The organism is Streptomyces sp. 2A115 (assembly GCF_052245575.1).
In the GTDB taxonomy this organism is placed as follows: Bacteria; Actinomycetota; Actinomycetes; order Streptomycetales; family Streptomycetaceae; genus Streptomyces.
Genome location: NZ_JBQQCG010000013.1, coordinates 101,630 through 123,519 on the forward strand (window position 1 = coordinate 101,630; position 21,890 = coordinate 123,519).

Below are 21,890 nucleotides of genomic sequence, written 5' to 3' on the forward strand. Positions count from 1 at the left end.
CGACGAAGGACTCGTCGGCGTGGCCGACGCGCCGCCCCGCCCGTTCGGGCGGCAGGTCCCTGAGACCGCTCAGGCCGCCTTCAGCGCGGGAATGGTCCGGATCTTGTCCTCAGTGAGACGGGACTGGTCATCTGTAGACGCCGCATCCCTCGGCGCGTGGACTGCTCCAAGCGGACGTGTTGGCCCGTCCAGTGCTACGGCGAGGTGGAAAGGTGCGGGGAACGGAGCACGAGCAGGGTGATCTCGCTGGGGGCGAAGACGCGGAACGGCGGGCCCCAGAAGCCGGTGCCGCGGCTGGTGTAGAGGAGGGTGCGGGTGCCGTGGTGGCTGAGGCCGGCGAGGGCGGGCTGGTCGATGCGGACCAGGTGGTGGAAGGGCCATATCTGGCCGCCGTGGGTGTGGCCGGAGAGTTGGAGGTCGATGCCGTCGGCTGCCGCCCGGTCGACGAACTTGGGCTGGTGTGCCAGGAGCAGGACGGGTAGGTCGGGGTCGGCGCCGTTCAGGGCTCCGGCGAGGTGGGCGCGGTGGCCTGCCAGGCCGGAGGACTCGGCGGTGACATCGTCCACGCCGGCTACCACGAGGGTGTCGCCTCCGCGTTCGAGCAGCAGATGGCGGTTGCGCAGCGGCTCCCAGCCCAGTTCGTCCATCAGGTCGACCCAGCCCTGGGCCTCGCTGTAGTACTCGTGGTTGCCGGTGACGTAGACCCGGGCCCGGGTGGCCCGCACCGTGGCGAGTGGGGCGGCCTGGGCGCGGCGGCGTTCGGCCGTGCCGTCCGCGATGTCGCCGGTGTGGCAGACCAGGTCGGCTTCCAGCGTGTTCACCGTCTCGCACACCCGTGCCGACCAGCGAGCGCGATCGAGCGGGCCGTAGTGGGTGTCGGTGATGAGGACGACGCGGGTGCCGTCCAACCCGGCACCCAGCCGCGGGAGTTGTACGTCGAGGCGGCGCACGCGTGGCACGCGGCGGGCCTCGGCGTATCCCCAGGCGAGCAGTACGGCGGTGATGCCGAGGACGGCCCATGTGACGATTCGGGCCCGGTCCTGACTCTCGCCGACGCCGGCCATGGTCAGGGCGAATCGCAAGAGGACGCCGAGCAGAACGGACCAGGTGAACAGAACCCAGCTGGCGCCCAGCAGGGTGTCACCGACGATCGCCGCCCGGTCCTGCTGGCGCCGGCCGTGGCCGCGTCCCATCGCGAGCGGCATACCAACGAGGCCGAGGGCGAACAGGGCGGTGCCGACCAGCGCGACGGGCAGCGGCCAGTGCTGGCCGGCGTGCAGGAGCACCCAGCAGGGCACGGCCCACAGCAGGACGGGGGCGATCAGGGGGATGTAGCGCATCAGGCGGTGCAGTCGGCTCTGCCGCGGAGCTTGCACCTCGCTGTCGGTGGGTCGGGTGTCGCTGGTGTCGGTCACGCTTCCCTCTCTGACCAGGCTGCCGTCTCGCGCACTGTATCCAATCGTCCTCGGGCCGTCCGGACCGGCATTCATGGGCGCGGGGCCCTTGGGGCGAAGGGCTCTCTGCGGGATGGCAAGCCTCCGCCGTAGAGCCTTGAAGCGCTCCGGGTCCGATGGAGGCTCCGGACTGTCCCGAGTTGGGTGGAGTCGAGTTGTTTGGTTTCAGGCTGCCGGTCGCCATCGTGGTGATTGCTGGCACCTGCACCCGGGCAAGTCATTGCGCGTTGTTGTTCGGGCTGCCGTGCCGCGTCTGTGAGGTGACTCCCGTGGGGCTGGCCTCGGCCATGATGCAGTCACCGGAGGGTCTGCTTGCCGGACTTTTTGCAGCAGTGGGGCGGTAACCCGTCTCGGCCGAACCGTCGAGGCACATGCCGCCGAGCCTGGCTTCCATCGTCACGCGACTGCGGAAAGACACGAACCGGGCCGGAGTCCGATCACGGACCTACCCCCAAGTCGACCTGTCAGCTGCCGTCCGGGCAGCGACCGGGTTGTCGGCGACAGATGCCGACCGCGATCGGTGTGGGTCGGGGTCGCTTCAGCGCTGTGATCGTCCTGCTTGATCTGCATGACGCCAACTGGATTCCTGACGTCACGTCGAACTCGTCACTGCGGAATGGGTCGCCAGCACCTGCGCAGCGCGATCAGTGATATCCGTCCGCGCCGGATGACGCTCCCGGCACGAGCGCCACCGGCCGGTTCGTCGGCATCGTGGATCCCTCACTCGCCACTGGCGTGCGGCCCACGGCAATTGTCGAACCGTCAGTGGCCGGGACCGCCTCGACTTTGACCCGAGAAACCGACCAGTTTACGATGTAGTCGAAACCGATCGGTTTCCAAGTGTCTGCATGTCTGGAAACGCCAGTGATCCTCGGAGGGGTGAGCCGAGTCGAGAGGTCCACCGCTCTTCCGGGGCGCTCACGCGCCGAGCGTTGAACGTACCGAGGAGCTCGGCCCGCAACGGTGCCGTCCGGCCTTCCTCTGATGCAGTCGTGTTGTCGAGATCGGAGTAGGCTATGCATGAAACTCACCCCTTCCGCGTCCTGCGCGCGAAACCGCTGTGGATCGCCAACGGTGTCATCACGGGTGTCCTGGCGCTGTTGTTCACCGTGTTCTATGTCGGCGCCAGCATCGACCCGGTCGATCACATGAAGAAGCTGCCCGTCGGGCTGGTCAACGCCGACAAGGGGGTCGACGCCGGTGGTAAGCAGGTCAACCTGGGCAGGCAGATCACCGAGTCGATCGAGAAGTCCACCGTGGGCGGGGACAAGATCGACTGGAAGGTGATGGACGAGAAGGAGGTGAGGGCCGAGCTCGGCGAGGGCAAGGTGTTCGGCGCGCTCGTCGTGCCCGCCGACTTCACCTCCTCCGTCACCGCACTGGCCGACGCATCGGCCACCGGGACCCCGGTCCGTCCGACGCTGACGGTGCTGACCAACCAGTCCGCCGGCAGCCTGGGTTCCAGCCTGGCGCGGGCGGCGACGACGGAGGCGGCCGAGAGCGCCTCGCTCCAAGTGGGCAAGGAGCTGACCGCGCAGAACGGGTCCGGGCAGGCGAAGCTGCCCGCCGCGGCGCGCGTCCTGCTCGCCGACCCGGCCGCCGTCACGGTCAAGGACGGGCATCCACTCGACTCGCACAGCGGTCTGGGTCTGACGGCCTTCTACTACGCGCTCGTCCTGGTGGTCTGCGGCATGCTCTCCGCCAATGTCATCAGCGGCCAGGTGGACCACGCCCTCGGCTACACCCACAACGACATGGGCCCTCTGCGCCTGCACCGCCCGCTCATCCGGGCGACCCGGGTGCAGACCCTCGCCATCAGCAGCACCCTCATGGTCGCTCTGTCTCTGCTGATGGGGACCCTGGTCATGGCGGGTGCGGTCGGCGTCATGGGTATGGACGCCGCCCATCTGCCGATGCTGTGGCTGTTCTCGGTGTGCGCCATCGCGGTCTCCGGGATCGGTGCGCTCACCCTCCTTGCCGTCTTCGGCACGCCCGGCATGCTGATGGTCACGCTGGTCTTCATCGGGATGGCGGTGCCGACTGCCGGCGCCACCACCCCCATCGAGGCACTCCCCGGCTTCTACCGCTTCCTCGCGGAGTTCGAGCCGCTGCGGCAGATCACCGGCGGTCTCCGCTCGATCCTCTACTACGACGCCCAGGCCGACGCGGGCCTCGCTCGGGGCTGGGTGATGATGGCCGTCGGCCTCGTGGTGGCCGTGCTGTTCGGCTTCGGGGTGACGGGCTGGTACGACCGCAAGGGGCTGCACCGTATCCCCGCCGAGAAGAAGCCTGAGGAGACTGCTGTCGCGGTGTAGCGGAGACGTGGCCGCAATCGGTAAACTGATCGGTTTCAATTTCGAGAAATCCGAGTTAGCCTCACAGTATGACCACACAGGCGAAGCCGACCTCCCGAGAGCGGCTGCTGGAGGCGGCGGCCACGCTCGCCTATCGCGAGGGCGTGAGTATCGGCGTCGAGGCGTTGTGCAAGGCGGCGGGGGTGTCCAAGCGCTCGATGTACCAGCTGTTCGAGAGCAAGGACGAACTGCTGGCGGCGAGTCTGGAGCGACGAGCCGGTTCCTACGCGGCCTGGCTCCTGCCGGCGGCGGGCGATGGCCGGTCACCCCGCGAGCGGATCCTGTACGTCTTCGAGCGGTTGGAGTCGCAGGCGGGCGCGCCCGAGTTCCGAGGCTGTCGGTACCTGGCTGTACAGATCGAGCTCAAGGATCAGAGCCACCCGGCGAGCCGGGTGGCAAGCCGGACCAAGAGGAACCTTGAGGGCTTTTTCCGTGCCGAGGCCGAACAGGGCGGTGCGAGCGATCCCGACTTGCTGGCCCGTCAACTGATCCTGGTCTTCGACGGCGCCAGTGCCCGTGCCGGGATCGGCGCCGACAACCTGACAGGGCTCATCGAGCCCACCGCGGCCACCCTGCTCGATGCGGCAGGCGTTCGCTGACACATCGCCTGTCGCGCAGCCTGGGGGAGACGGATGTGCGCCGAAATGGAGCGTCGGCTGCGGTCCGTCCGGCCAGAGAGGCGCTCGCCGGCTGCCCGTACTCGCTCACCTCGGCGTCCACCAGGACGGTCACCGGCAGTATGAAGTTGCCGAGCTTCGGGTGGATGGCGTTGCGGTGCAGGCCATCACGCCGAGTCCCGCGGTCACCGCGACCGTCTTGTGCGCCACCACCGAGATCCGCTCATTGGGGAAGCGGTCCGTCTCCTGGGGAAAGCCGCCCGATTGAGTGCGCGGTAGCCGCCGTCGCAGTGCCCGGGCCGAAGCTGCGGGCGGCGTGGTTGGCCTGCTCGTCGGTCTGCTGGAACTCCTGGCTGGCGGCTGCGGGCGGGGGAGCGGCAGTTGTCGCGGTTCAGCCGGACCGCCATCGCGATCAGGGGGCGGGTGCCGGGCAGTGCGGACTGTGCGTGTTCGCGCTCGCCGGCCAGGACGGGGTGGTACAGGCCGACCGCGGCCGCGTCGTCCGCCAGGTACAGCTGGCGCGGCCAGGCCGCGTCGATCACCGCCGCGGGCTCGTGACGTCACCGGCCCTGCGCCGGGCGAGACGGCCGCACCGATGGGTGCGCGGTTGGCTCCGCCGAAAGCCCGGGCTCCGCCGACTGCCCTTCGACGTCGCGCGCGGCAATCAGCCGACCTGTTTGTGAGTCCGATTTCCAAACTTACTATGGTTGCCGGTGCGCTTCGGAGCAAGGCTCTCTCCCGTGCCGTCGGAAGATCGGATGGCGGATCGGCCGGTAGGTGGCCGCCGGCCTGGCCCCGCGATTGGTTCCATGCTTGAGCTTGCGCTTGGAAACCGATCGGTTTACGGTGGTGGAAACCGATCGCTTTCTCGCTGTGGAGGTAGTCATGACAGCACTGAAGGGCGCGAGCGTCTTCGTCACCGGAGGCAGCCGCGGTATAGGCAAGGCACTGGTGGAGGAGCTCTACGCGCGCGGCGCCGGCAAGGTGTACGCCACGGCCCGCGACCCGCGCAGCGTGACGCATCCCGACGCGGTCCCGGTGGCGCTGGAGGTCACCGACCCGGCTTCCGTGGCGGCGGCGGCAGCGCAGGCGCAAGACGTCACCGTCCTGATCAACAACGCCGGCGCGTCGGTGGGTGCGTCCTTCCTCGAGTCGCCGGTCGACGACGTGCGCCGGGAGTTCGAGACCAATTTCTACGGCCCGCTGCTGGTCGCCCGGGCCTTCGTGCCGGTCATCGAGCGCAACGGCGGTGGCCACATCCTCAACGTGCACTCCGTGCTGTCCTGGCTGGCCCTCGGCGGCTCCTACAGTGCCTCCAAGGCCGCTCTGTGGTCGCAGACCAACTCCCTGCGCCTGGAGCTGCAGCCGCGCGGCATCGCTGTCACCGGACTCCACGTGGGATACGTGGACACGGACCTGGCGGCCGGCGTCGACTCCCCCAAGTCCCACCCGCGTGACGTCGCCGTACTCGCCCTCGACGGCGTCGAGGCGGGAGCGCACGAGGTGCTCGCCGACGACATCTCACGGGACGTCAAGGTGGGCCTGGCCGGGGACCTGGCAGGACTGTACCCCCAGCTGTCGAAGTAAGACCGAGAACGGAGCGAGGGGGCCGCCCTCGGGCCATGGCGTCGCCACCCTTCCCGCCGGACGTACGTGAGTCTCCCAACCGCAGTTCACACACAAGGAGTCGGCGAGATGCCCAGCCCGGAGTCACGGCCCACGATTCACATTCCGGGGACCACCAGCCACACCATCGCCTCGCGCGGAAGACGCCACAGTCACGAGGGAACGCTGCGCTACCTCAAGGCGGGCACCGGTGCTCCGCTGGTCCTGCTGCACACCGTGCGCACGCAGGCCGAGCACTTCCGCTTCCTCATCCCGTTGATCTCGGACCACTACACCGTGTACGCCCTCGATCTCCCGGGGATGGGGTACTCCGAGATCGTGCCCGGTGCGTCGTACCAGGAGCCGGAGATGCGCGTGGGCGTCGAACGGCTCCTCACCGAACTCGACCTCCAGGATGTGACGTTGGTCGGTGAGTCCCTGGGGGCGGTGCTCGCCCTGACCACCGCGGCCGATCTGCCGGAGCGGGTACGGCGCGTCGTCGCGGTGAACGCGTACGACTACCGTGACGGGATCGCCCGGTCCGGTCTCCTCGCCCGCATGGTGATCGGCGGCATCATCGCCCCGGGGGTGGGCCCGGTGATCGCCCGGCAGGAGCCAAAACCGGTCCTTCGCAGGATCCTGCGGGGCGGCGTGGGCGACAAGACCGCTTTGCGGGATGACTACCTGGACGAGCTTCTCCAGGTAGGCAGGCGTCCTGGTTACCCGACCGTCGCCCGGGCCCTGTACCGGAACATGCCCAGCCTCATCGCGGCCCGCTCGCGCTACCCCGAGGTCAAGGCCCCCATCCACCTCGTCTACGGGGAGAGGGACTGGTCCCGGCCCTCGGACCGGGAAGCCAACAAGAAGCTGCTGCCGACCGCCGACTTCACGCAGGTGCCGGGAGCGGACCACTTCATCTCACTCGAGAGGCCGGAGATAGTGGCCGACCTGCTGGCCTCGGTGGCTTGATCAACTCGCGCCTGTTGCAACGATCCCTGGAATCCGCCCTGGTACTTGAGGGCGAGCACCTTCCGAGCAGCGGTTGCGGCGCGGGAACGCGATTCACCACCGCCCACGCCTGGTCCGACGTGTCGGCCGACTTGTTGGACTCGGTGCCGTGACAAGCCCGAGGTCCCTGTGACCACACCCATTCGGGGGTGGTGCGTGAAGGAGGTCGACTCCACCATGTCGTCCGGATGACGTCGTGGCAGGCAAAGGAGCGGCACATGACGGAGATGCTGATCGAGTTCGATGTTCCGGCGGAGATGCGTGACGGCACGGTGCTGCGCGCGGATGTCTACCGGCCTGGCGGTACGGGACCGTGGCCGGTACTGCTGAGCCGGCTGCCGTACGGCAAGCAGACGCCCGTGGCGGCCATCGGGCTCGATCCCCTGGCGGCGGCCCGGCGCGGCTTCTTGGTCGTCGTACAGGACACCCGGGGCCGGTTCGCCTCCGAGGGGGAGTGGGAGCCCTGGACGTACGAGGAGAGCGACGGTTACGACACCGTACGGTGGGCCGCCGCCCTGCCCGGTTCGAACGGTTCCGTCGGCATGTGCGGCGGCAGCTACTTCGGCAACACCCAGTGGATGGCGGCGCTGGCGAAGCCGCCGGAGCTGAAGGCGATCGCCCCGTTGATCACGTGGTCCGATCCGGACGACGGCTTGTGGACGCGCGGCGGCGCGATCGAGCTCGGCATCACCGCGCCGTGGTCCCTGATGCAGGGCGCCGACACCCTGATGCGCCGTCACCGCACCGACCCGGACGGACTCGTGAGCAGTATCACCAGGCTCGTACAGGATCTGGACGGCCTGGCGAGCGGTGGTTACGGGGAGCTGCCCGCCGGGCGGTTTGCCGCGTTCGCCCGGCATGATCTCCCCGAGCTGGGCTACGAGCGTTCCCGGCGGGAGCCCGACTGGGCGCGGTCCTGCAATGTCGCGGGCCGGCACGACGAGGTCGACCTGCCCACCTTCCAACTCGGCGGCTGGTACGACATCTTCGCCCAGGGCACGCTCGACAATTTCACCGCGATGCGTCGAGCCGGCCGCTCCGCCACGCTGATCATGGGCCCGTGGACCCACACCAACTGGCGGCACGTGGTCGGTGACGTCAACTTCGGGTTCGGCGCCCACTCCGACTTCATGGGCATGCGGGGACGCGTGCACGACATGCAGCTCGACTGGTTCGAGCGCACGCTCGGCGAAGGCGACGGCGAGGTGCCCGAGCCCGAGCCGGACATGGGCACGGTGCTGCTGTTCGTGATGGGGATCAACCAGTGGCGCGAGGAGACGGAATGGCCCCTGTCGCGGGCGGTGGACACGGACTTCCACCTGCGCACGGACGGACGCCTGACGCAGGAGCCGCCGTCCACCGCCGAGCCGGCCCAGGAGTTCACCTACGACCCCATGGACCCGGTGCCCACGACCGGCGGCGCGCTCCTGATGTCCGACGAGTTCCGCCCCGGGCCCCTCGACCAGACGGCCGTGGAGAGGCGCGAGGACGTTTTGGTCTTCACCACCGAACCGCTCACCGAGGACGTCGAGGTGACCGGCCGCGTCCGGGCGGTGCTCTTCGCTGCCACGGACGGACCCTCGACCGACTGGGTGGCACGCCTGTGCGACGTCGACGAGAACGGTGTCTCCCGCAATGTGGCCGACGGCATCGTGCGGGTGCGCGTGGCGACACCGGGCGAGGCGGCCGAGCACGCCGTGGACCTGTGGTCGACCAGCATCGTCTTCCGGACGGGCCACCGGATACGGGTCCAGGTCACCTCCAGCAACTTCCCCCGCTGGGACCGCAACCTCAACACGGGCGAGCCCGAGGAGAGCGCGACCACGGCCCGAGTGGCCCGGCAGCAGGTCTTCCACGATCCCGACCGACCGTCCCGCATCGTCCTGCCCGTGGTGCCGGCCTGACAGGTGGCGTGGGAGATCCAAACACGGACGACGTCATCTCGCCCGGGGCGACCCTGCCCTTCGGTTCGTCGATCACCGGGGCCGTCCACGACGACGGGGTCGAGCTCATTGGCGAAGGGCGTCGTCGGGTTCGAGCCGGTCCCGCAGTGGGCCGTCGGGGCTCGGAGCCTTCCGCCGACCTCGGGGCCACCGGGCGGGCGCGGAAGGCAGAAGACAGTCACAGGACCAGTCAACTCGCCTGCCTTCAACGGGACTTCCCGGGCATCCTCCAGCCGCACCGGCGGAGGGGAGCTTGGGATGGGCCCGGCCGGACTGCCCGGCGTCCGACGTCTGAGGTCGTCAGTTGCTTGGTGCAACGTGCTAGTTTTAAAGCATGTTGGGCCGGACCTACGAAAATCAGCTGTGCTCCATCGCTCGGACCCTTGAGGTTGTCGGCGAGCGCTGGACCTTGCTGATCATTCGCGATGCGCAGCTTGGCCTGCGCCGGTTCGAGGAATTTCAGGACAGCCTGGGTATTGCCCGCAATGTGCTTACCAACCGCCTCTCCAAGCTGGTCGACGAGGGTTTGCTGGAGCGGGTCTGCTATCAGGAGCGGCCCGCCCGCTATGAGTACCGGCCGACGGCCAAGGCCAAGGACTTGCTCACCGCCGTGCTTGCCTTGATGCACTGGGGCGATGAGCACGCCGAGGATCCGGCCGGCCCGCCGCGGATCACCAGCCATGTGGGATGCGGGGGCAACGTTCGGGACCAGCTTGTGTGCACCGAGTGCGGACAAGCGGTGAGGCCGGACGCCGTTCTCCTGCTTCCCGGCCCGGCGCTTACCGACTCCCCGGCCTGACATCCCAAACGTTCCTAGATGGACTTGCCACCTCTGGTGCCCCGGCTGTAAGTCGTGCCCTTGCTCGCGAATGCGACCATCGCCGAGCGCCTGCACACGCTGAGGTGGGCGTCTCCGCAGATCACTTGCTGGGGCGGGCGATGGCGTCGGCGTCCGACCTCGGCGAGTTCGCCGCGACGCGCACGTTTTGCCACGGGCAGCGCTCAGTTGTCACGGGGTGGCGTCCAGGAGGGGAGACCCGAAACTTGGTCGGTCGATCCCAGGTGCGACACGGGGTGATTGACGTATGTGTCGACTTCGGGAACCTGCCGCGCAGAAACTGCTGATGCGACGCCGAGTGGTCCGGTGAAGCGACTCCGCACGGCATGCGGCATCTGCCCGACGGGCCGCGAGCCGTCAGGCTCTTGGCGGAACCGGCGCCCGATCGGCGTCCTGACCCGCGCGGGCCTTCGGGTCTGCTCCGGCCGGCCGTGCATCCAGCCGCCGCTGGTGCCGAGCGGGGCCCGGTGGGCTCGTCGGCGCGCGGGACGATGCCACACCCGTCGCGTACCCACCGGAGCCTTGGCCGGTACCTGCTCCTGCACCACTGACCACGCCTCGCTCAGCGGGGCGTCGATGCCAGCCCTTGGACCGCAAGACCCGCGCCCGCCCCGCTCCGCTTTCATCCCCGGTGTCACGGCCGCACCGACCGCACGATGGCCCATAACTGCTTGGCGAGTGCAGTGCTCCTCTGGCTCTGACCGGACAACTCGGCCGCCTGCGTCCTGATGTCCTCGCCATGTCCTCGCCGAACTCCCGCCGTTCCGCGGTCGGCTCACCACCTTGCGGATACCTCATGCATCGGGACGTATGGCGACGACCAAACCGTGTCAACCCCGCGACATCGCGTCGACAACCTCAGTAGTTGTTTCACGCAACTCGCAACGCTAGAGTGTGAGTTGCTTCATGAAACTTGCTCTTCCCGCTCCCGTGAGGTGATGCCCGATGGCCAAACAGAACAAGCTGGACGACCATCCCACCGTCATCCAGGTCCGCCAGCGGCGCGACCGCGACTCCGCCCGGCCCGCCGAGCCGCTGGATGCGGCATGGTTGCGGCAGCTGTGTCTCGACGCGGGTGCGGACGACGTTGGTTTCGTCGAGATCGACCGGCCCGAAATCGTCGACCAGCGAGCGGACCTGGGCGCCGCGTTGCCGGGTGTCCGAACGTTGATCAGCTTCGTTGTCCGAATGAACCGGGAGAACATCCGCACTCCGGCGCGCTCGGTGGCCAACCTGGAGTTCCACCACAGTGGTGACCACACCAACGAGGTGGGCCGGCGAGTGGTGGCCGAGTTGGAGGCGATGGGTGTGCGCGCCCTCAACCCCGCGATGGGTTTTCCGATGGAGATGGACAAGTTCCCCAGGAAGACGTGGGTCGTCGGACACAAGCCGGTCGCCGTGGCGGCCGGACTCGGCAAGATGGGCATCCACCGCAACGTCATCCATCCCAAGTTCGGCAACTTCGTCCTGCTGGGCACCGTGTTGATCGACGCCGAGATCAGCGACCAGTCCCGGCCTATCGAGTTCAATCCCTGTCTGGAATGCAAGCTGTGTGTGACCGCCTGCCCGACCGGGGCGATCGCCTCCGACGGTCACTTCGACTTCTCCGCCTGCTACACGCACAACTACCGCGAGTTCATGGGTGGCTTCGGTGACTGGGTCGAACAGGTGGCTGACAGCCGCGACGCCGCCGACTACCGCTCGCGAATGGATGACAACGAGACCGCGTCCCTGTGGCAGAGCCTGTCCTTCGGCGCCAACTACAAGGCGGCCTACTGCATGTCGGTCTGCCCGGCGGGCGAGGACGTCATCGGTCCCTGGTTGGACGATCGCAAGTCACACCTGACCGACGTCGTCCGCCCACTGCAGAACAAGGAAGAGACCATCTACGTCGTCTCGGGTTCCGACGCCGAGCAGCACGTGGCCCGCCGGTTCCCGCACAAACGCACGAAACAAGTAGGGCAGAGCCTGCGAGCGAGCAGCATCGAGGGTCTGGTGGAAGGCATGCCTGTGGTCTTCCAGCGCGAGCAGGCCGAAGGGCTGTCCGCGATCTACCATTTCACTTTCACCGGCGCCGAGTCCCGCCAGATCACCGTGACCATCCGCGACCGCGAACTCGACATCGCCGAGGGGCATCAGGGCAAGCCGGATCTCAGGATCACCGCCGACGCCCGCACCTGGCTGCGTTTCCTCACCAAGCAGTCAGTGCTGCCGTGGGCGCTGCTGCGCGGCCGGATCAAGCTGCACGGCTCGCCGAAGCTCCTGCGCGCCTTCGGCCGCTGCTTCCCGTCCTGATCGTTCTTGACGTACCGGACCGCCGGTCATCACCGCGAAAATGGAAGGCCGATCATGAGCACTCTCCGCGCCGAGGTCGAGCGCGACCTCGTGTTGGAGCGCAAGGAAACGGTGGCCGAAGGTGTCGCGCTGCTGACGTTGCGCGACGCGGAAGGCCGGCCGCTGCCGGAATGGGAGCCGGGAGCACACGTCGATCTGATGCTGCGAGCGGACCTGGTCAGGCAGTATTCACTGTGCGGGGACCCGGGGGATCGGTCCCGTCTTCAGGTCGCGGTGCTGCGTGAACCGACAGGCCGGGGTGGGTCGAGCTATGTGCACGACGTGCTCTCCGAAGGTGAGTCGGTGCGCGTTCGCGGGCCCCGCAACAACTTTCCGCTGGTGACGGCCAAGCGCTACCTGTTCATCGCAGGCGGGATCGGGATCACCCCGATCCTGCCCATGGTGGCGGCCGTCGACGCCCGCGGTGCCGACTGGCGCCTCGTCTACGGAGGTCGTACCCGAGCGTCGATGGCGTTCCGCGAGACTCTGCAGCGGGCTTACGGAGAACGGGTGAGCCTGCGACCGCAGGATGAATACGGGCTGCTGGACCTGTCTTCGCTGCTCGGCCGACCGCAGCGGCGGACAGCCGTCTACTCCTGTGGCCCGGAACCGCTGCTCGCGGCGGTCGAATCCGGCTGCGAGAAGTGGTCGAGCGGAGCCCTGCACGTGGAGCGCTTCGCCCCGAAGAACGACGTCACCGACGGGCCGCGCACGACCTTCGACGTCGAGCTCGCCCAGTCCGGCAGGACTCTGCTGGTCTCTGAGGACATGTCCGTTCTCGAGGCAGTCGAAGAAGCCGGTGTGTCGATGATGTCCTCGTGCGAGGAGGGAATCTGCGGAACCTGCGAGACGACGGTGTTGTCCGGGGAGATCGACCACCGCGACTCGGTCCTGAACGAACAGGAGCGAGCCGCAGGCAACACAATGATGATCTGCGTCTCCCGAGCCAAGGGCGACCGCCTGGTCCTCGACCTCTGATCCAGCGCGGGATCGGATGACCGGGCCGCGGCCCACCGCCAGCCGGAATCCGCACCTGGACCGTGATGGGTGACTGGAACCGCGAACCCAACACGCTCCAGACCCAACGTGGTCGGCACAAGGGCATGTCCCACCGGGCCACGCACATGGGCTCCGCGGGTTCGGCTCCGGCCACTTCGCTGTGCTGTTTCGCCGTCCGGCGGTGTCCGGGAGACGTCTTTGGCGCGGAGTCTCTTCCCCTGCGTGCTCAGTGGTGGCCAGGACCCCGCGCACGAGCGCCGTGCGCCGGGCCGGCGACCGCGCCAGGTGTGCGGCGGTGCGGGTGCGTCGGTGGAGCATGACGTCGGACATCGGCCAGTGGATCACCGCCATGGAGATGGTCGGCTTCTTCTCGGCATCGCGCACCAGGCGCGGCGCGGCATCATGGCGCCGAAGGCCCGCTCGTGGGCGCGCTGCCGGCCACCTCGTCCGGCAGCGCACTACCGATCGCGTAGCCGTGCGCGCTCCCGGCCCTCATGACCACGGCGAGATCAGGCCGGGCACGTCGGCGCGGTACCTCTGACGCGCCCGGGGTCTCCTCGCCCAGATCCAGTTCCGTCGTTCCTTCGGCGCATTCGTCGAGGCGCGCACGGTCGGCTGTCCAGCACAACCGCGGTGGGTTCCTCGCGCCGCTTCAGGCTTTCACGGACCTTCCGGCCGACGCGGCGGGTCGTGGACGGCCTAGGTGGTGCTGTCGCTCCGCGGAAGGCCGACGTAGTGGCGTACCGCAGTCATGGGCGACAAGGTACGTCCAGGTCCGGAAGCGGGAATCCGCCCCGGGCTCACGGCGCACCCGCGAACTCCGGAACCCTTTCTTCAGCTTCTCGCCACCCCGTCACCACCGCCTGCAGTGTCCGCTCATAGCAGTCGGCGACCGCGAGCCCCGGCGGCTCGTTGCCGGAAAGCACCAGGGACACCAGGCCGTGGGCCATTCCCCACACCGACAGGGCGATGACCTCGGGGGTGGAATCAGAACTGAACTGCCCGGCCCGTTGTCCGCGGCTCACGGCGTCGACGAGGGGCTGGTAGGTCTCGATGACCTCACGCGGCCTGTCCGCATCGGACGGGCACTGGAGGCTGCGGTCGGAGAACAGGATCGCGTAGAGGTGCGGGTTGGCGACGGCGTATTCGCGATAGGCGAGCCCGATGCGGATCACGTCGCCGGCCGGGTCGTCCGTAGGACGAACGGTGGCCAGTCGCGCGATGAAGAGCCGCACAGCCTCCTGGTACAGGCTGCTGAGCAGACCGGCCTTGTTGCCGAACAACGAGTAGACCGCCGTGGTCGAGGTCTTCACGTCCGCCGCGAGCTGGCGCAGGCTCAGCGCGGCCGTGCCGCGGTCGAAGACCGTGGCGGCCGCGCGATGCAGGAGCCTGAGCCGGAGCGCTTCGTCATGTGTCTTGGGCTTGGCCATGGCGCCATCATATTCCAACACTGTTACGAATGCCTCTTGGCGTGCAGGTCATGCTTCGGGAAATTGGCGCGCGCAGGCCTCGGACCCTGCCGCCGTGAACGGGTTCCTATCGCATAGTGGCAGGTCAGCGTGAGTGACTCGACCTCCCTCCGGCTGGGTGCTGTGCAGGGCAGGGTTGTCGCGAGCAATCAAAACACTGTTACGGTTGCTTCGGTGCCGACCTTCGGGCAGTCCTGCCCGGCGCTTGCTGACGATCTAGGAGTTACTCATGTTTGAAGGATTTGGGCGTCTGCTTCACCGGAGACGAAAGCCTCTGCTGGTACTGACTTTGCTGTTCGCCGTCCTGTCCGGGGCCTACGGTGCCGGTGTCTTCGGCTCCTTGACGCCGCTCGGTTTCCAGGATCCCGGCTCCGACAGCTCTCGCGCGGCCAAGATCGCCGAGAAGGCGTTCCCGCAGCGGACACCCGATGCCGTGATCGTCTACCGCGACGAGGACCGCACCGTCGACGACCCGTCGTTCCAGCAGGCGGTCGTCAAGCAGGTGGAGTCCCTGCCGAAGGCGGACGTGACCAGCTACATGCACTACTGGCAGACCAAGATGCCGGCGCAGGTCAGCTACGACCGGCATGCCACCTACGTCGCACTGAACCTCCATGGCGGCAGCGAGAAGGCCAAGGAGGACGCGTACGAGGCGATCAAGGACAAGATCCCGGCACCCGGCCTGGAGACCCTGCAGGGCGGGACGGTGCCCACTGGTCATCAGGCCAGTGAGAAGATCGAACATGACCTGAGAACCGCGGAGATCATCTCAGCCCCCGTGCTCTTCCTGCTCCTGCTGGTCGTGTTCGGCGGTCTGGCCGCGTCCTTCCTCCCACTGCTCGTCGGCGTGCTCTCCATCCTCGGGTCGATGGCCGTCCTACGGACCATCGCGAACATCACCGACGTGTCCGTGTTCTCCATGAGCCTGGTCACGATCCTGGGTCTCGCGGTCGCCATCGACTACGGCCTGCTGATCGTGAGCCGCTACCGAGAGGAACTGGAGGCCGGCTACACCGGCGAAGAGGCGATCGGGCGCACCATCGCCACGGCCGGGCGCACCGTGGTGATCTCCGGCACCACGGTCGCGGCGGCGCTGGCCGGCCTGACCCTCTTCCCGTCGACGTTCCTGAAGTCGATGTCGTACGGCGGTGTGGCCGCGGTCGTGCTGTCGGTGCTCTTCTCGCTGGTCGCACTGCCCGCGCTGCTCGCCGTGCTGGGCCCGAAGGTCAATGCCTTCCCGCTGCGCCGCAAGAAGGCCGAGCGCCCGGCGGCGGCGGGCGGGGGTTCCTGGTACCGGTTCGGACACGGCCTGATGCGGCGGCGGTGGGTCGTGGTGGTGGGTGCGGTGGGCCTGCTGCTGGCACTCGCCCTGCCGTTCTCGAAGATCGAGTTCGGCTCCATCAACGCGCAGCAGCTGCCCAGCAGTTCCGAGGGCCGCCAGGTCTTCAACGCCATGGAGCACGACTTCGACGGCGACGCGGTGAAGTCCATCGACTCGCTGCTCGTGCTGAAGTCCGACGGGACCTCGAAGGAGCAGGGCGCGGCGCTCCAGACGTACGCCGAGCGGCTCGGCGCCACCGAGGGTGCCACGAGCGCCCGGATCAGCGGCGTGGAGGGCACGACGGCCCGGGTGTCGGTCACCTATGACGGCAACCCCATCTCGACCCATGCGCGGGACCTGGTGAACCGGGTCAAGGAGGTACCGGCACCACCGGGCGCCCAGGCCTACATCGGCGGCGAGTCAGCGGTGTTCGACGACACTCTGGACGCTCTCGGCGAGACCCTGCCGTGGATGCTGCTCTACATCGCGGTGATGACGTACATCCTGCTGTTCCTCGCGTTCGGCTCGGTGCTGCTGCCACTGAAGGCGATCGCGATGAACCTGCTGTCCCTGACCGCGACCTTCGGGGTCCTGGTCTGGATCTTCCAGGACGGCCATCTGAACGGCCTGCTCGGGTTCGATCCGACGGGCAACATCGAGCCCAACATGCCGATCATGCTGTTCGCGCTGATCTTCGGACTCTCCATGGACTACGAGGTGTTCCTGGTGTCCCGGATGCGGGAGCAGTACGACAAGCAGGGCGACAGCACGGAGGCCGTGGCGACCGGCTTGCAGTCCATCGGCCGCCTGGTCGTGAGCGCCGCGGTGCTGATGTGCGTGCCGCTGGCGGCGATCGGGATGAGCGATGTGCTGACCATCAAACTCTTCGGCGTCGGCATGGTGTTCGCGGTCCTGGCGGACGTGCTGGTGGTGAGGGTCCTGCTGGGAACAGCGGTCATGAGGCTGCTGGGCAGGGCGGCCTGGTGGGCTCCGGGCCCGCTGGCCCGCGTCTACGACCGGTACGGCATCAAGGAGACCGACGTGCCGACGGAGGCCGAAAAGCCGGTTCCCGTCGGGGTCTGAACCCAACGAGGAGGAGCCGAAGCGCCTTCCCCGGGGCACTTCGGCCTCCGTTGACGGGTCGGATGTTGAGGCCTTAAGCGGCCGGTGCGGCGGATGAGCGTCAGCAGGTGTGAGCGTTCGCCGGCGACACCACCCACCATGGGCGGCGTCATGGACAGGCATGCGAAGGCGCTGACCGTGGTGCCGTGCGGGCGTCGGCCGTCCATGGCGGTGACCACGGCGACCGGGGAGGCGGAACGCGATGCGACGAGGCGGCCGACTTGAGTACCGGGTGCAGGACGCACCACTTCGACCATGGCGCCTACAGGAAGCGGGCTCTCGTCGCGCCGAGCCGGCAGGCCGCGGCAGGGAGGGACTGAGCGATGTGCGTGTTTCCCGGCCTGCTTGTGCTTGCTGCTGCCGCCGAGGCCACAGCACGGTTGTTGCCGGTGTAAATGGGCGGCGGCGGGTGAGTCAGCGGTGGAGGGAGCGCTTGTGCTCGACCATCGCCTCCAGTGTGGGCATGGACGTGAGAGCGGCGAGGCGCTCGATCATGCGGTCACGGTTGCGCTGGGCCTTGGTCCGGTCGGCCGACTCCAGGGCCGACCCCAGGTCCTCCAGGCCCAACTGGGTGCGGTAGGCAGGGTGGCGAGACTGAGCCGGATCCATCGTGTCTGCGATGCGGCCGGCTCAGGCTCTGCCTGACGAGAGTTGGTGTTGTCCGACGACGACCATGGGATGACGGTGGCGTACCCGCTTACGGCGATGTGGGCCGACGGGTGGCGTCACCTCTCCACTCCTCGGCGGCCGTGAGCGGAACGGGGGCGGTCGGGGCTGTCGACGTCGTCAGCTCGATACGTCGCCCCGTGCCCGCCGAGTCGAGGAGGGCGCTCATCGCCTCCAGCACGTGCAGCGCGAGATCACCGCTCGCGCGAGGCGCCCGTTGTCCGTCGGCGGAGACGAAGTCGAGCAGACCGACGCCCCGTGCGCCGCCGATGTAGCCCGCCGACGGCGGGAGCGTGCGCCACTGCGTGTCGCCGAGTTCGAAGAGCCGCACTTCGCCGTCGAAGCGGTTGGGATCCGGAACCGCGAGGCTCCCCGCCTCGCCATGGACCTCGATCGGCGCGGCTGTGGTGGCCACGCCGTCGAAGCTCGTCGTGATCGTCGTCAGGGTCCCGCCCACATGCTCGAGCACACCGGAGACGTGGCTGTCCACCTCGACCGGTATCCGCTCGCCCGCGCGCGGTCCGGAACCGATGACGCGCTCGGCACGCAGTCGGCTGGACGCCCCGATCACGGCCCGCACCGGACCCAGCAGGTGGACCAGGGACGCGAGGTAGTACGGCCCCATGTCCAGCAGAGGGCCGCCCCCGGCGGTGTAGTAGAAGTCGGGGTGAGGGTGCCAGCGTTCGTGTCCCGGGGTGACCATCACGGCCGAGGCGGACAGCGGGCGTCCGATGCTGCCCGCCTCCACGGCCGACCGCGCCGTCTGGATTCCGGTGCCCAGGACGGTGTCCGGAGCGCACCCCACACCAACCGCCGCCTGAGCGGCGGCCTCCATTACGGCGTGGGCGTCGGAGAGGGTGGCGGCCAGCGGCTTCTCTCCGTAGACGTTCTTCCCGTGGCCGATGGCGCCCAAGGCGATCTCGGCGTGGGCCGCGGGGACGGTGAGGTTCAGCACCGTGTCCACGTCCGGGCTGCTCAGCAACTCCTCGACGGTCAGTGCCTCGACGCCGGGCAGCTCGGCGGCGACCGCGGCCGCCCGAGAGGTGTCGAGGTCGGCGACCGCGGTGACGCGCACGGCGGGATGGCCGTGAAGCGTGTCCAGGTACGCGCGGGAGATCACTCCGAGACCTACGACGCCGATGCGGTGCGTGTCGCCCACAGCATGCCCCTCTCGATGATGGTGCGGACGTTCGGGTTCTCCAGTACGTCGAGGCTGTGCCCCGGTGTCGTCACCACGACGCGGCCGGCGCCCCACCGACGGGTCCAGACCGCCGGCGAGCTGACCGGCCGATGCCAGGGCTGCCACGGCCGGACGGGATGGGTGGTGGTGGCCAGCACGTCGCACAGGTCGTCGTGGAGCACCCAGTACTGCTCTGTGTGCAGCTCGAAGTCCTCGATGCCCGCGGTGATGGGGTGCTCGCGGCCGAGCTCGGTGATGTTGACGGCGTGCGGCAGGAAGTTGTCCTCCGCGCCCCCCTGACGTTCACACGGCTCCTTGCCCGGGTGGGTGGCGAACTGGCCTCCCACCAGGTGGAGATAGTCGGAGGAAGCGCGGAACGAATCGGCGATGCCGCCGTGCCAGCCGGTGAAGCCGGTGCCGGCCACGACCGCCGCGCTCAGCCCCGACAACTGCTCGGCGGTGATCTCCGACATCGTGACGCACTGCATCACAAGGTCGGTGGCGGCCATCTCGGCGGCGTCGGCGTAGACATCGGTCGACTCCTCGATCCGGACGGTGTATCCGCTGCTTCGGAGGAACGGCAGGAACAGCTCCGTGGCCTGGATCGGCTGGTGTCCCTCCCATCCGCCTCGGACCACCAGGGCCTTCTTCCGTGTCATCTTGTCCCTTCGTGGGGTCGTCGCCCCGGTCTGGTCGGAGGTCTTCGTTCGAGGTCCTCGTTTCGACGGCGGCGAGCAGCGCCATCATGGTGTTCACGGGCCTGATGGTGGGCGGCACCGCGGACCACAGGATCCGTCAGTCGCCCGCGCACGGGAAAGGGTTGTCGGATTTCGGAAAGTTTTCGCGGCCGGGCATGGGCGGGCTGGGCTCGGTATCCGACGCGGTGGACGACGGTTTCAGGTCCATGGCGGACTCGCACAGCAGCCGACAGGCGACCGCGGCCATCTCGACCGCGCGGTGCCAGGACCGCTCCGGTGAGTGGCCATCCACGCTGGGAGGCGATAACCCGCCGCTCAGGTACGGACCGTGCCCTTCGGCCCCGCCGACGCGGTCGATGCTCGGGCGCCGACCATCCAGCAGGCTGCGGTGAAGCGGACTTCCGTGCCCTGCACGTAGGTGTCGAACGCGGCGCGGACCGTTCGAAGGTGTGATCCTGTGCGTCGGCGCGGACGAAGGACGCAGAGCTACCCTCCCGCTCGGCGCGGGCCCGGGCGGCGGTGATCATTGGTTCGGCGATGTCGATGCCGACGCGGCGGCCCGCTGGGCCGAGCCGCCGTGCGACGGCCAACGGTTTCTCCGCTCATGGGGCCAGGGGAGACCCACAGGAATCAATGAACAACGTCAGAACAATTGACGCGCACTCGCCTCACCTTTACCTTCTGATCGATTCACCGAACCTCGTTCGGTATTTCGATCAGAGTGGTCGTGTGTCGAGGGTCCCTTGCAACACGCCCTCCCCGCTCGACGGCCGTTCGCCCGCAGCTGCACCCGCCCCCGCACGCACCTTGGAGAGCAGATGAGCGCAAGACCCAGCCCCGGCTCCCACCCGTCACGCCGACTGTTCCTCGGTATGGCCGCGACCGTACCGCTGGCCGTGACCGGAACGCTGACCGTCGGCGCCCTGCCCGCCTACGCCGCGGACTCGGCCTATGTCATGGGCTACTTCACGGAGTCCACGACCATGCTGGAGGCCGACTACGGCCTGCACCTGGCTGTCAGCACCGACGGCCTGCGATGGATGCCACTGAACCAGAACAACCCCGTGGTCACCCCCACCGCGGGCGCGGGCGGTCTGCGCGACCCGTTCATCATGCGCAAGCAGGACGGCACCTTCGTCGTACTCGCCACCGACCTCAAGGGCACCGACTGGAACTACAACAGCCAGTACATCCACGTCTGGGACTCCGCGGACCTGCGTACCCTCACCGGCTACCGCCGACTGAAGCTGCACGACATGGTCACCCACAGCTGGGCACCCGAGGCGTTCTGGGACGCCGGCCGCGGTCAGTACGGAATCATCTACTCGTCCGTCAACTCCAGCGGCCACAACGTGCTCATGGTGAACTACACCACCGACTTCCAGACGGTGACGTCCCCGCAGGTCTTTTTCGACCCCGGCTACGACATCATCGACGGCGACCTCGCCGTGGGCGTGAACGGCGTCAACTACCTGTACTACAAGAGGAACCAGACCCTGGTCGGCGCGCGGTCCACCACCCTGGCCCCGGGCAGCTTCACGCCGTTCAGCACGCCGGTCTCCCACGGCGGTACCGAGGCCCCGACCCTGGTGAAGTCCCTGACTTCCGGCACCTGGTACATGTGGGGCGACACCTATTCGCCCAACGGTGTCTTCTACGTCTGGCAGAGCAGTGACCTCGCCGCCGGCACCTGGACCGCGCTGGACCAGCGCCTCTACACCCAGCCGCTCAACTCCAAGCACTGCACCATCGAGACGATCAGCACGACCGAGTACAACAACCTCGTGGCGAAATGGGGCTCTCCCGCCTGGAACCGGCTGAAGTCCTACAACTACCCGGCCCGGTACGTCCGCCACGCCAACTCCGTCGGCCGTATCGATGCCTACCCGTTCGACCCGTACCCCGACTCGCAGTGGAAGCTCGTGCCCGGCCTGGCAGACAGCGCGGGCGTGTCCTTCCAGTCGGTCAACTACCCGACCCGCTACCTGCGGCACTACAGCTACAACCTGCGGCTGGAAGAGAACGACGGCACCTCGACGTTCGCCGCGGACGCCACGTTCCACAAGACCGCCGGGCTGGCCGACTCCTCCTGGTCGTCCTTCCGCTCGCACAACTTCCCGACGCGCTACATCCGGCACACCGACTACGTTCTGCGTATCGACCCGATCTCCACCGCCACCGAGAAGGCCGACGCGACCTTCTCCGTCGGCTACTGATGGGCATCGGCTTCTGAAGGGCGACTGACGGCTCAGGCCGAACGACGAACCACCCCTCGACGGACA

The 21,890-nt window shown here is 68.2% G+C and carries 17 protein-coding genes; 10 read left to right on the top strand and 7 right to left on the bottom strand.

Features of this window, described 5'->3' with window-relative positions; translation table 11 throughout:
• Positions 1–194 precede the first annotated feature (194 nt).
• A complete protein-coding gene (locus tag ACTWQR_RS14380; RefSeq protein WP_443227413.1) occupies positions 195–1,415 on the bottom strand; it encodes a metallophosphoesterase in 1,221 nt (406 codons plus the stop codon).
• Between the two features lie 1,055 nt (positions 1,416–2,470).
• On the opposite strand from ACTWQR_RS14380, the gene ACTWQR_RS14385 reads away from it, so the two are divergent.
• The 8 genes from ACTWQR_RS14385 (at position 2,471) to ACTWQR_RS14420 (ending at position 13,131) form a co-directional block, all read left to right on the top strand.
• Positions 2,471–3,769 carry a DUF3533 domain-containing protein gene (locus ACTWQR_RS14385; RefSeq protein ID WP_443227414.1) on the top strand — a complete coding sequence of 433 codons (1,299 nt, stop codon included), beginning with the start codon at positions 2,471–2,473 and terminating at the stop codon, positions 3,767–3,769.
• A 68-nt stretch (positions 3,770–3,837) separates the two neighbouring features.
• On the top strand, positions 3,838–4,407 hold the full coding sequence (locus tag ACTWQR_RS14390; RefSeq protein WP_443227415.1) for a TetR/AcrR family transcriptional regulator: 570 nt from the start codon (positions 3,838–3,840) through the stop codon (positions 4,405–4,407).
• A gap of 903 nt (positions 4,408–5,310) precedes the next feature.
• Positions 5,311–6,012: an SDR family oxidoreductase gene (locus ACTWQR_RS14395; RefSeq protein WP_443227416.1), complete on the top strand. Its 702-nt coding sequence runs from the start codon at positions 5,311–5,313 to the stop codon at positions 6,010–6,012.
• 108 nt (positions 6,013–6,120) lie between these two features.
• Positions 6,121–6,999 (top strand): alpha/beta fold hydrolase, encoded by an 879-nt coding sequence (locus tag ACTWQR_RS14400; protein ID WP_443227417.1) that lies wholly within the window; start codon positions 6,121–6,123, stop codon positions 6,997–6,999.
• 257 nt (positions 7,000–7,256) lie between these two features.
• Positions 7,257–8,942, top strand: coding sequence for a CocE/NonD family hydrolase (locus ACTWQR_RS14405; RefSeq protein WP_443227418.1), 1,686 nt, complete (start codon positions 7,257–7,259; stop codon positions 8,940–8,942).
• A 373-nt stretch (positions 8,943–9,315) separates the two neighbouring features.
• A complete protein-coding gene (locus ACTWQR_RS14410; protein ID WP_443227419.1) occupies positions 9,316–9,780 on the top strand; it encodes a winged helix-turn-helix transcriptional regulator in 465 nt (154 codons plus the stop codon).
• Positions 9,781–10,764: 984 nt separating this feature from the next.
• Positions 10,765–12,114 (top strand): SCP2 sterol-binding domain-containing protein, encoded by a 1,350-nt coding sequence (locus tag ACTWQR_RS14415; protein WP_443227420.1) that lies wholly within the window; start codon positions 10,765–10,767, stop codon positions 12,112–12,114.
• A gap of 54 nt (positions 12,115–12,168) precedes the next feature.
• Positions 12,169–13,131, top strand: a complete 963-nt coding sequence (locus ACTWQR_RS14420; protein ID WP_443227421.1) for a PDR/VanB family oxidoreductase — start codon at positions 12,169–12,171, stop codon at positions 13,129–13,131.
• Positions 13,132–13,952: 821 nt separating this feature from the next.
• Here ACTWQR_RS14420 and ACTWQR_RS14425 read toward each other — a convergent pair.
• Entirely contained in the window at positions 13,953–14,582 is a 630-nt protein-coding gene (locus ACTWQR_RS14425; RefSeq protein ID WP_443227422.1) for a TetR/AcrR family transcriptional regulator, read from the bottom strand.
• A 268-nt stretch (positions 14,583–14,850) separates the two neighbouring features.
• On the opposite strand from ACTWQR_RS14425, the gene ACTWQR_RS14430 reads away from it, so the two are divergent.
• Positions 14,851–17,025, top strand: coding sequence for an MMPL family transporter (locus tag ACTWQR_RS14430; protein ID WP_443227423.1), 2,175 nt, complete (start codon positions 14,851–14,853; stop codon positions 17,023–17,025).
• On the opposite strand, the gene ACTWQR_RS14435 is transcribed toward ACTWQR_RS14430, so the two are convergent.
• From ACTWQR_RS14435 to ACTWQR_RS14455, 5 genes are all read right to left on the bottom strand, one after another.
• The gene (locus ACTWQR_RS14435; protein ID WP_443227424.1) at positions 16,953–17,321 is read right to left on the bottom strand and encodes a flavin reductase; all 369 of its coding nucleotides are present in this window, start codon (positions 17,319–17,321) and stop codon (positions 16,953–16,955) included. The two genes, ACTWQR_RS14430 and ACTWQR_RS14435, sit on opposite strands and share 73 nt — an antisense overlap.
• Positions 17,322–17,478: 157 nt before the next feature.
• A complete protein-coding gene (locus ACTWQR_RS14440; protein ID WP_443227425.1) occupies positions 17,479–17,673 on the bottom strand; it encodes a hypothetical protein in 195 nt (64 codons plus the stop codon).
• Positions 17,674–17,761: 88 nt separating this feature from the next.
• Positions 17,762–18,889: a Gfo/Idh/MocA family protein gene (locus tag ACTWQR_RS14445; RefSeq protein WP_443227426.1), complete on the bottom strand. Its 1,128-nt coding sequence runs from the start codon at positions 18,887–18,889 to the stop codon at positions 17,762–17,764.
• Complete coding sequence (locus tag ACTWQR_RS14450; RefSeq protein WP_443227427.1) at positions 18,859–19,569, bottom strand: ThuA domain-containing protein; 711 nt, start codon at positions 19,567–19,569, stop codon at positions 18,859–18,861. The genes ACTWQR_RS14445 and ACTWQR_RS14450 overlap by 31 nt, the downstream gene beginning before the upstream one ends.
• On the bottom strand, positions 19,566–20,198 hold the full coding sequence (locus ACTWQR_RS14455) for a methyltransferase domain-containing protein (protein WP_443227428.1): 633 nt from the start codon (positions 20,196–20,198) through the stop codon (positions 19,566–19,568). Before ACTWQR_RS14455 ends, ACTWQR_RS14450 begins: the two co-directional genes overlap by 4 nt.
• Positions 20,199–20,426: 228 nt before the next feature.
• On the opposite strand from ACTWQR_RS14455, the gene ACTWQR_RS14460 reads away from it, so the two are divergent.
• Positions 20,427–21,824, top strand: a complete 1,398-nt coding sequence (locus tag ACTWQR_RS14460; RefSeq protein ID WP_443227429.1) for a glycoside hydrolase family 43 protein — start codon at positions 20,427–20,429, stop codon at positions 21,822–21,824.
• Positions 21,825–21,890 lie beyond the last annotated feature (66 nt).

Excerpts from the sequence above, each read along its gene's own strand:
- ACTWQR_RS14395 (WP_443227416.1), top strand. The coding sequence starts at position 5,311 with ATGACAGCACTGAAGGGCGCGAGCGTCTTCGTCACCGGAGGCAGCCGC.
- ACTWQR_RS14440 (WP_443227425.1), bottom strand. The coding sequence starts at position 17,673 with ATGGATCCGGCTCAGTCTCGCCACCCTGCCTACCGCACCCAGTTGGGC.
- ACTWQR_RS14420 (WP_443227421.1), top strand. The coding sequence starts at position 12,169 with ATGAGCACTCTCCGCGCCGAGGTCGAGCGCGACCTCGTGTTGGAGCGC.
- ACTWQR_RS14400 (WP_443227417.1), top strand. The coding sequence starts at position 6,121 with ATGCCCAGCCCGGAGTCACGGCCCACGATTCACATTCCGGGGACCACC.
- ACTWQR_RS14390 (WP_443227415.1), top strand. The coding sequence starts at position 3,838 with ATGACCACACAGGCGAAGCCGACCTCCCGAGAGCGGCTGCTGGAGGCG.
- ACTWQR_RS14405 (WP_443227418.1), top strand. The coding sequence starts at position 7,257 with ATGACGGAGATGCTGATCGAGTTCGATGTTCCGGCGGAGATGCGTGAC.
- ACTWQR_RS14385 (WP_443227414.1), top strand. The coding sequence starts at position 2,471 with ATGCATGAAACTCACCCCTTCCGCGTCCTGCGCGCGAAACCGCTGTGG.
- ACTWQR_RS14435 (WP_443227424.1), bottom strand. The coding sequence starts at position 17,321 with ATGGTCGAAGTGGTGCGTCCTGCACCCGGTACTCAAGTCGGCCGCCTC.
- ACTWQR_RS14460 (WP_443227429.1), top strand. The coding sequence starts at position 20,427 with ATGAGCGCAAGACCCAGCCCCGGCTCCCACCCGTCACGCCGACTGTTC.
- ACTWQR_RS14415 (WP_443227420.1), top strand. The coding sequence starts at position 10,765 with ATGGCCAAACAGAACAAGCTGGACGACCATCCCACCGTCATCCAGGTC.
- ACTWQR_RS14425 (WP_443227422.1), bottom strand. The coding sequence starts at position 14,582 with ATGGCCAAGCCCAAGACACATGACGAAGCGCTCCGGCTCAGGCTCCTG.
- ACTWQR_RS14430 (WP_443227423.1), top strand. The coding sequence starts at position 14,851 with ATGTTTGAAGGATTTGGGCGTCTGCTTCACCGGAGACGAAAGCCTCTG.
- ACTWQR_RS14450 (WP_443227427.1), bottom strand. The coding sequence starts at position 19,569 with ATGACACGGAAGAAGGCCCTGGTGGTCCGAGGCGGATGGGAGGGACAC.
- ACTWQR_RS14410 (WP_443227419.1), top strand. The coding sequence starts at position 9,316 with ATGTTGGGCCGGACCTACGAAAATCAGCTGTGCTCCATCGCTCGGACC.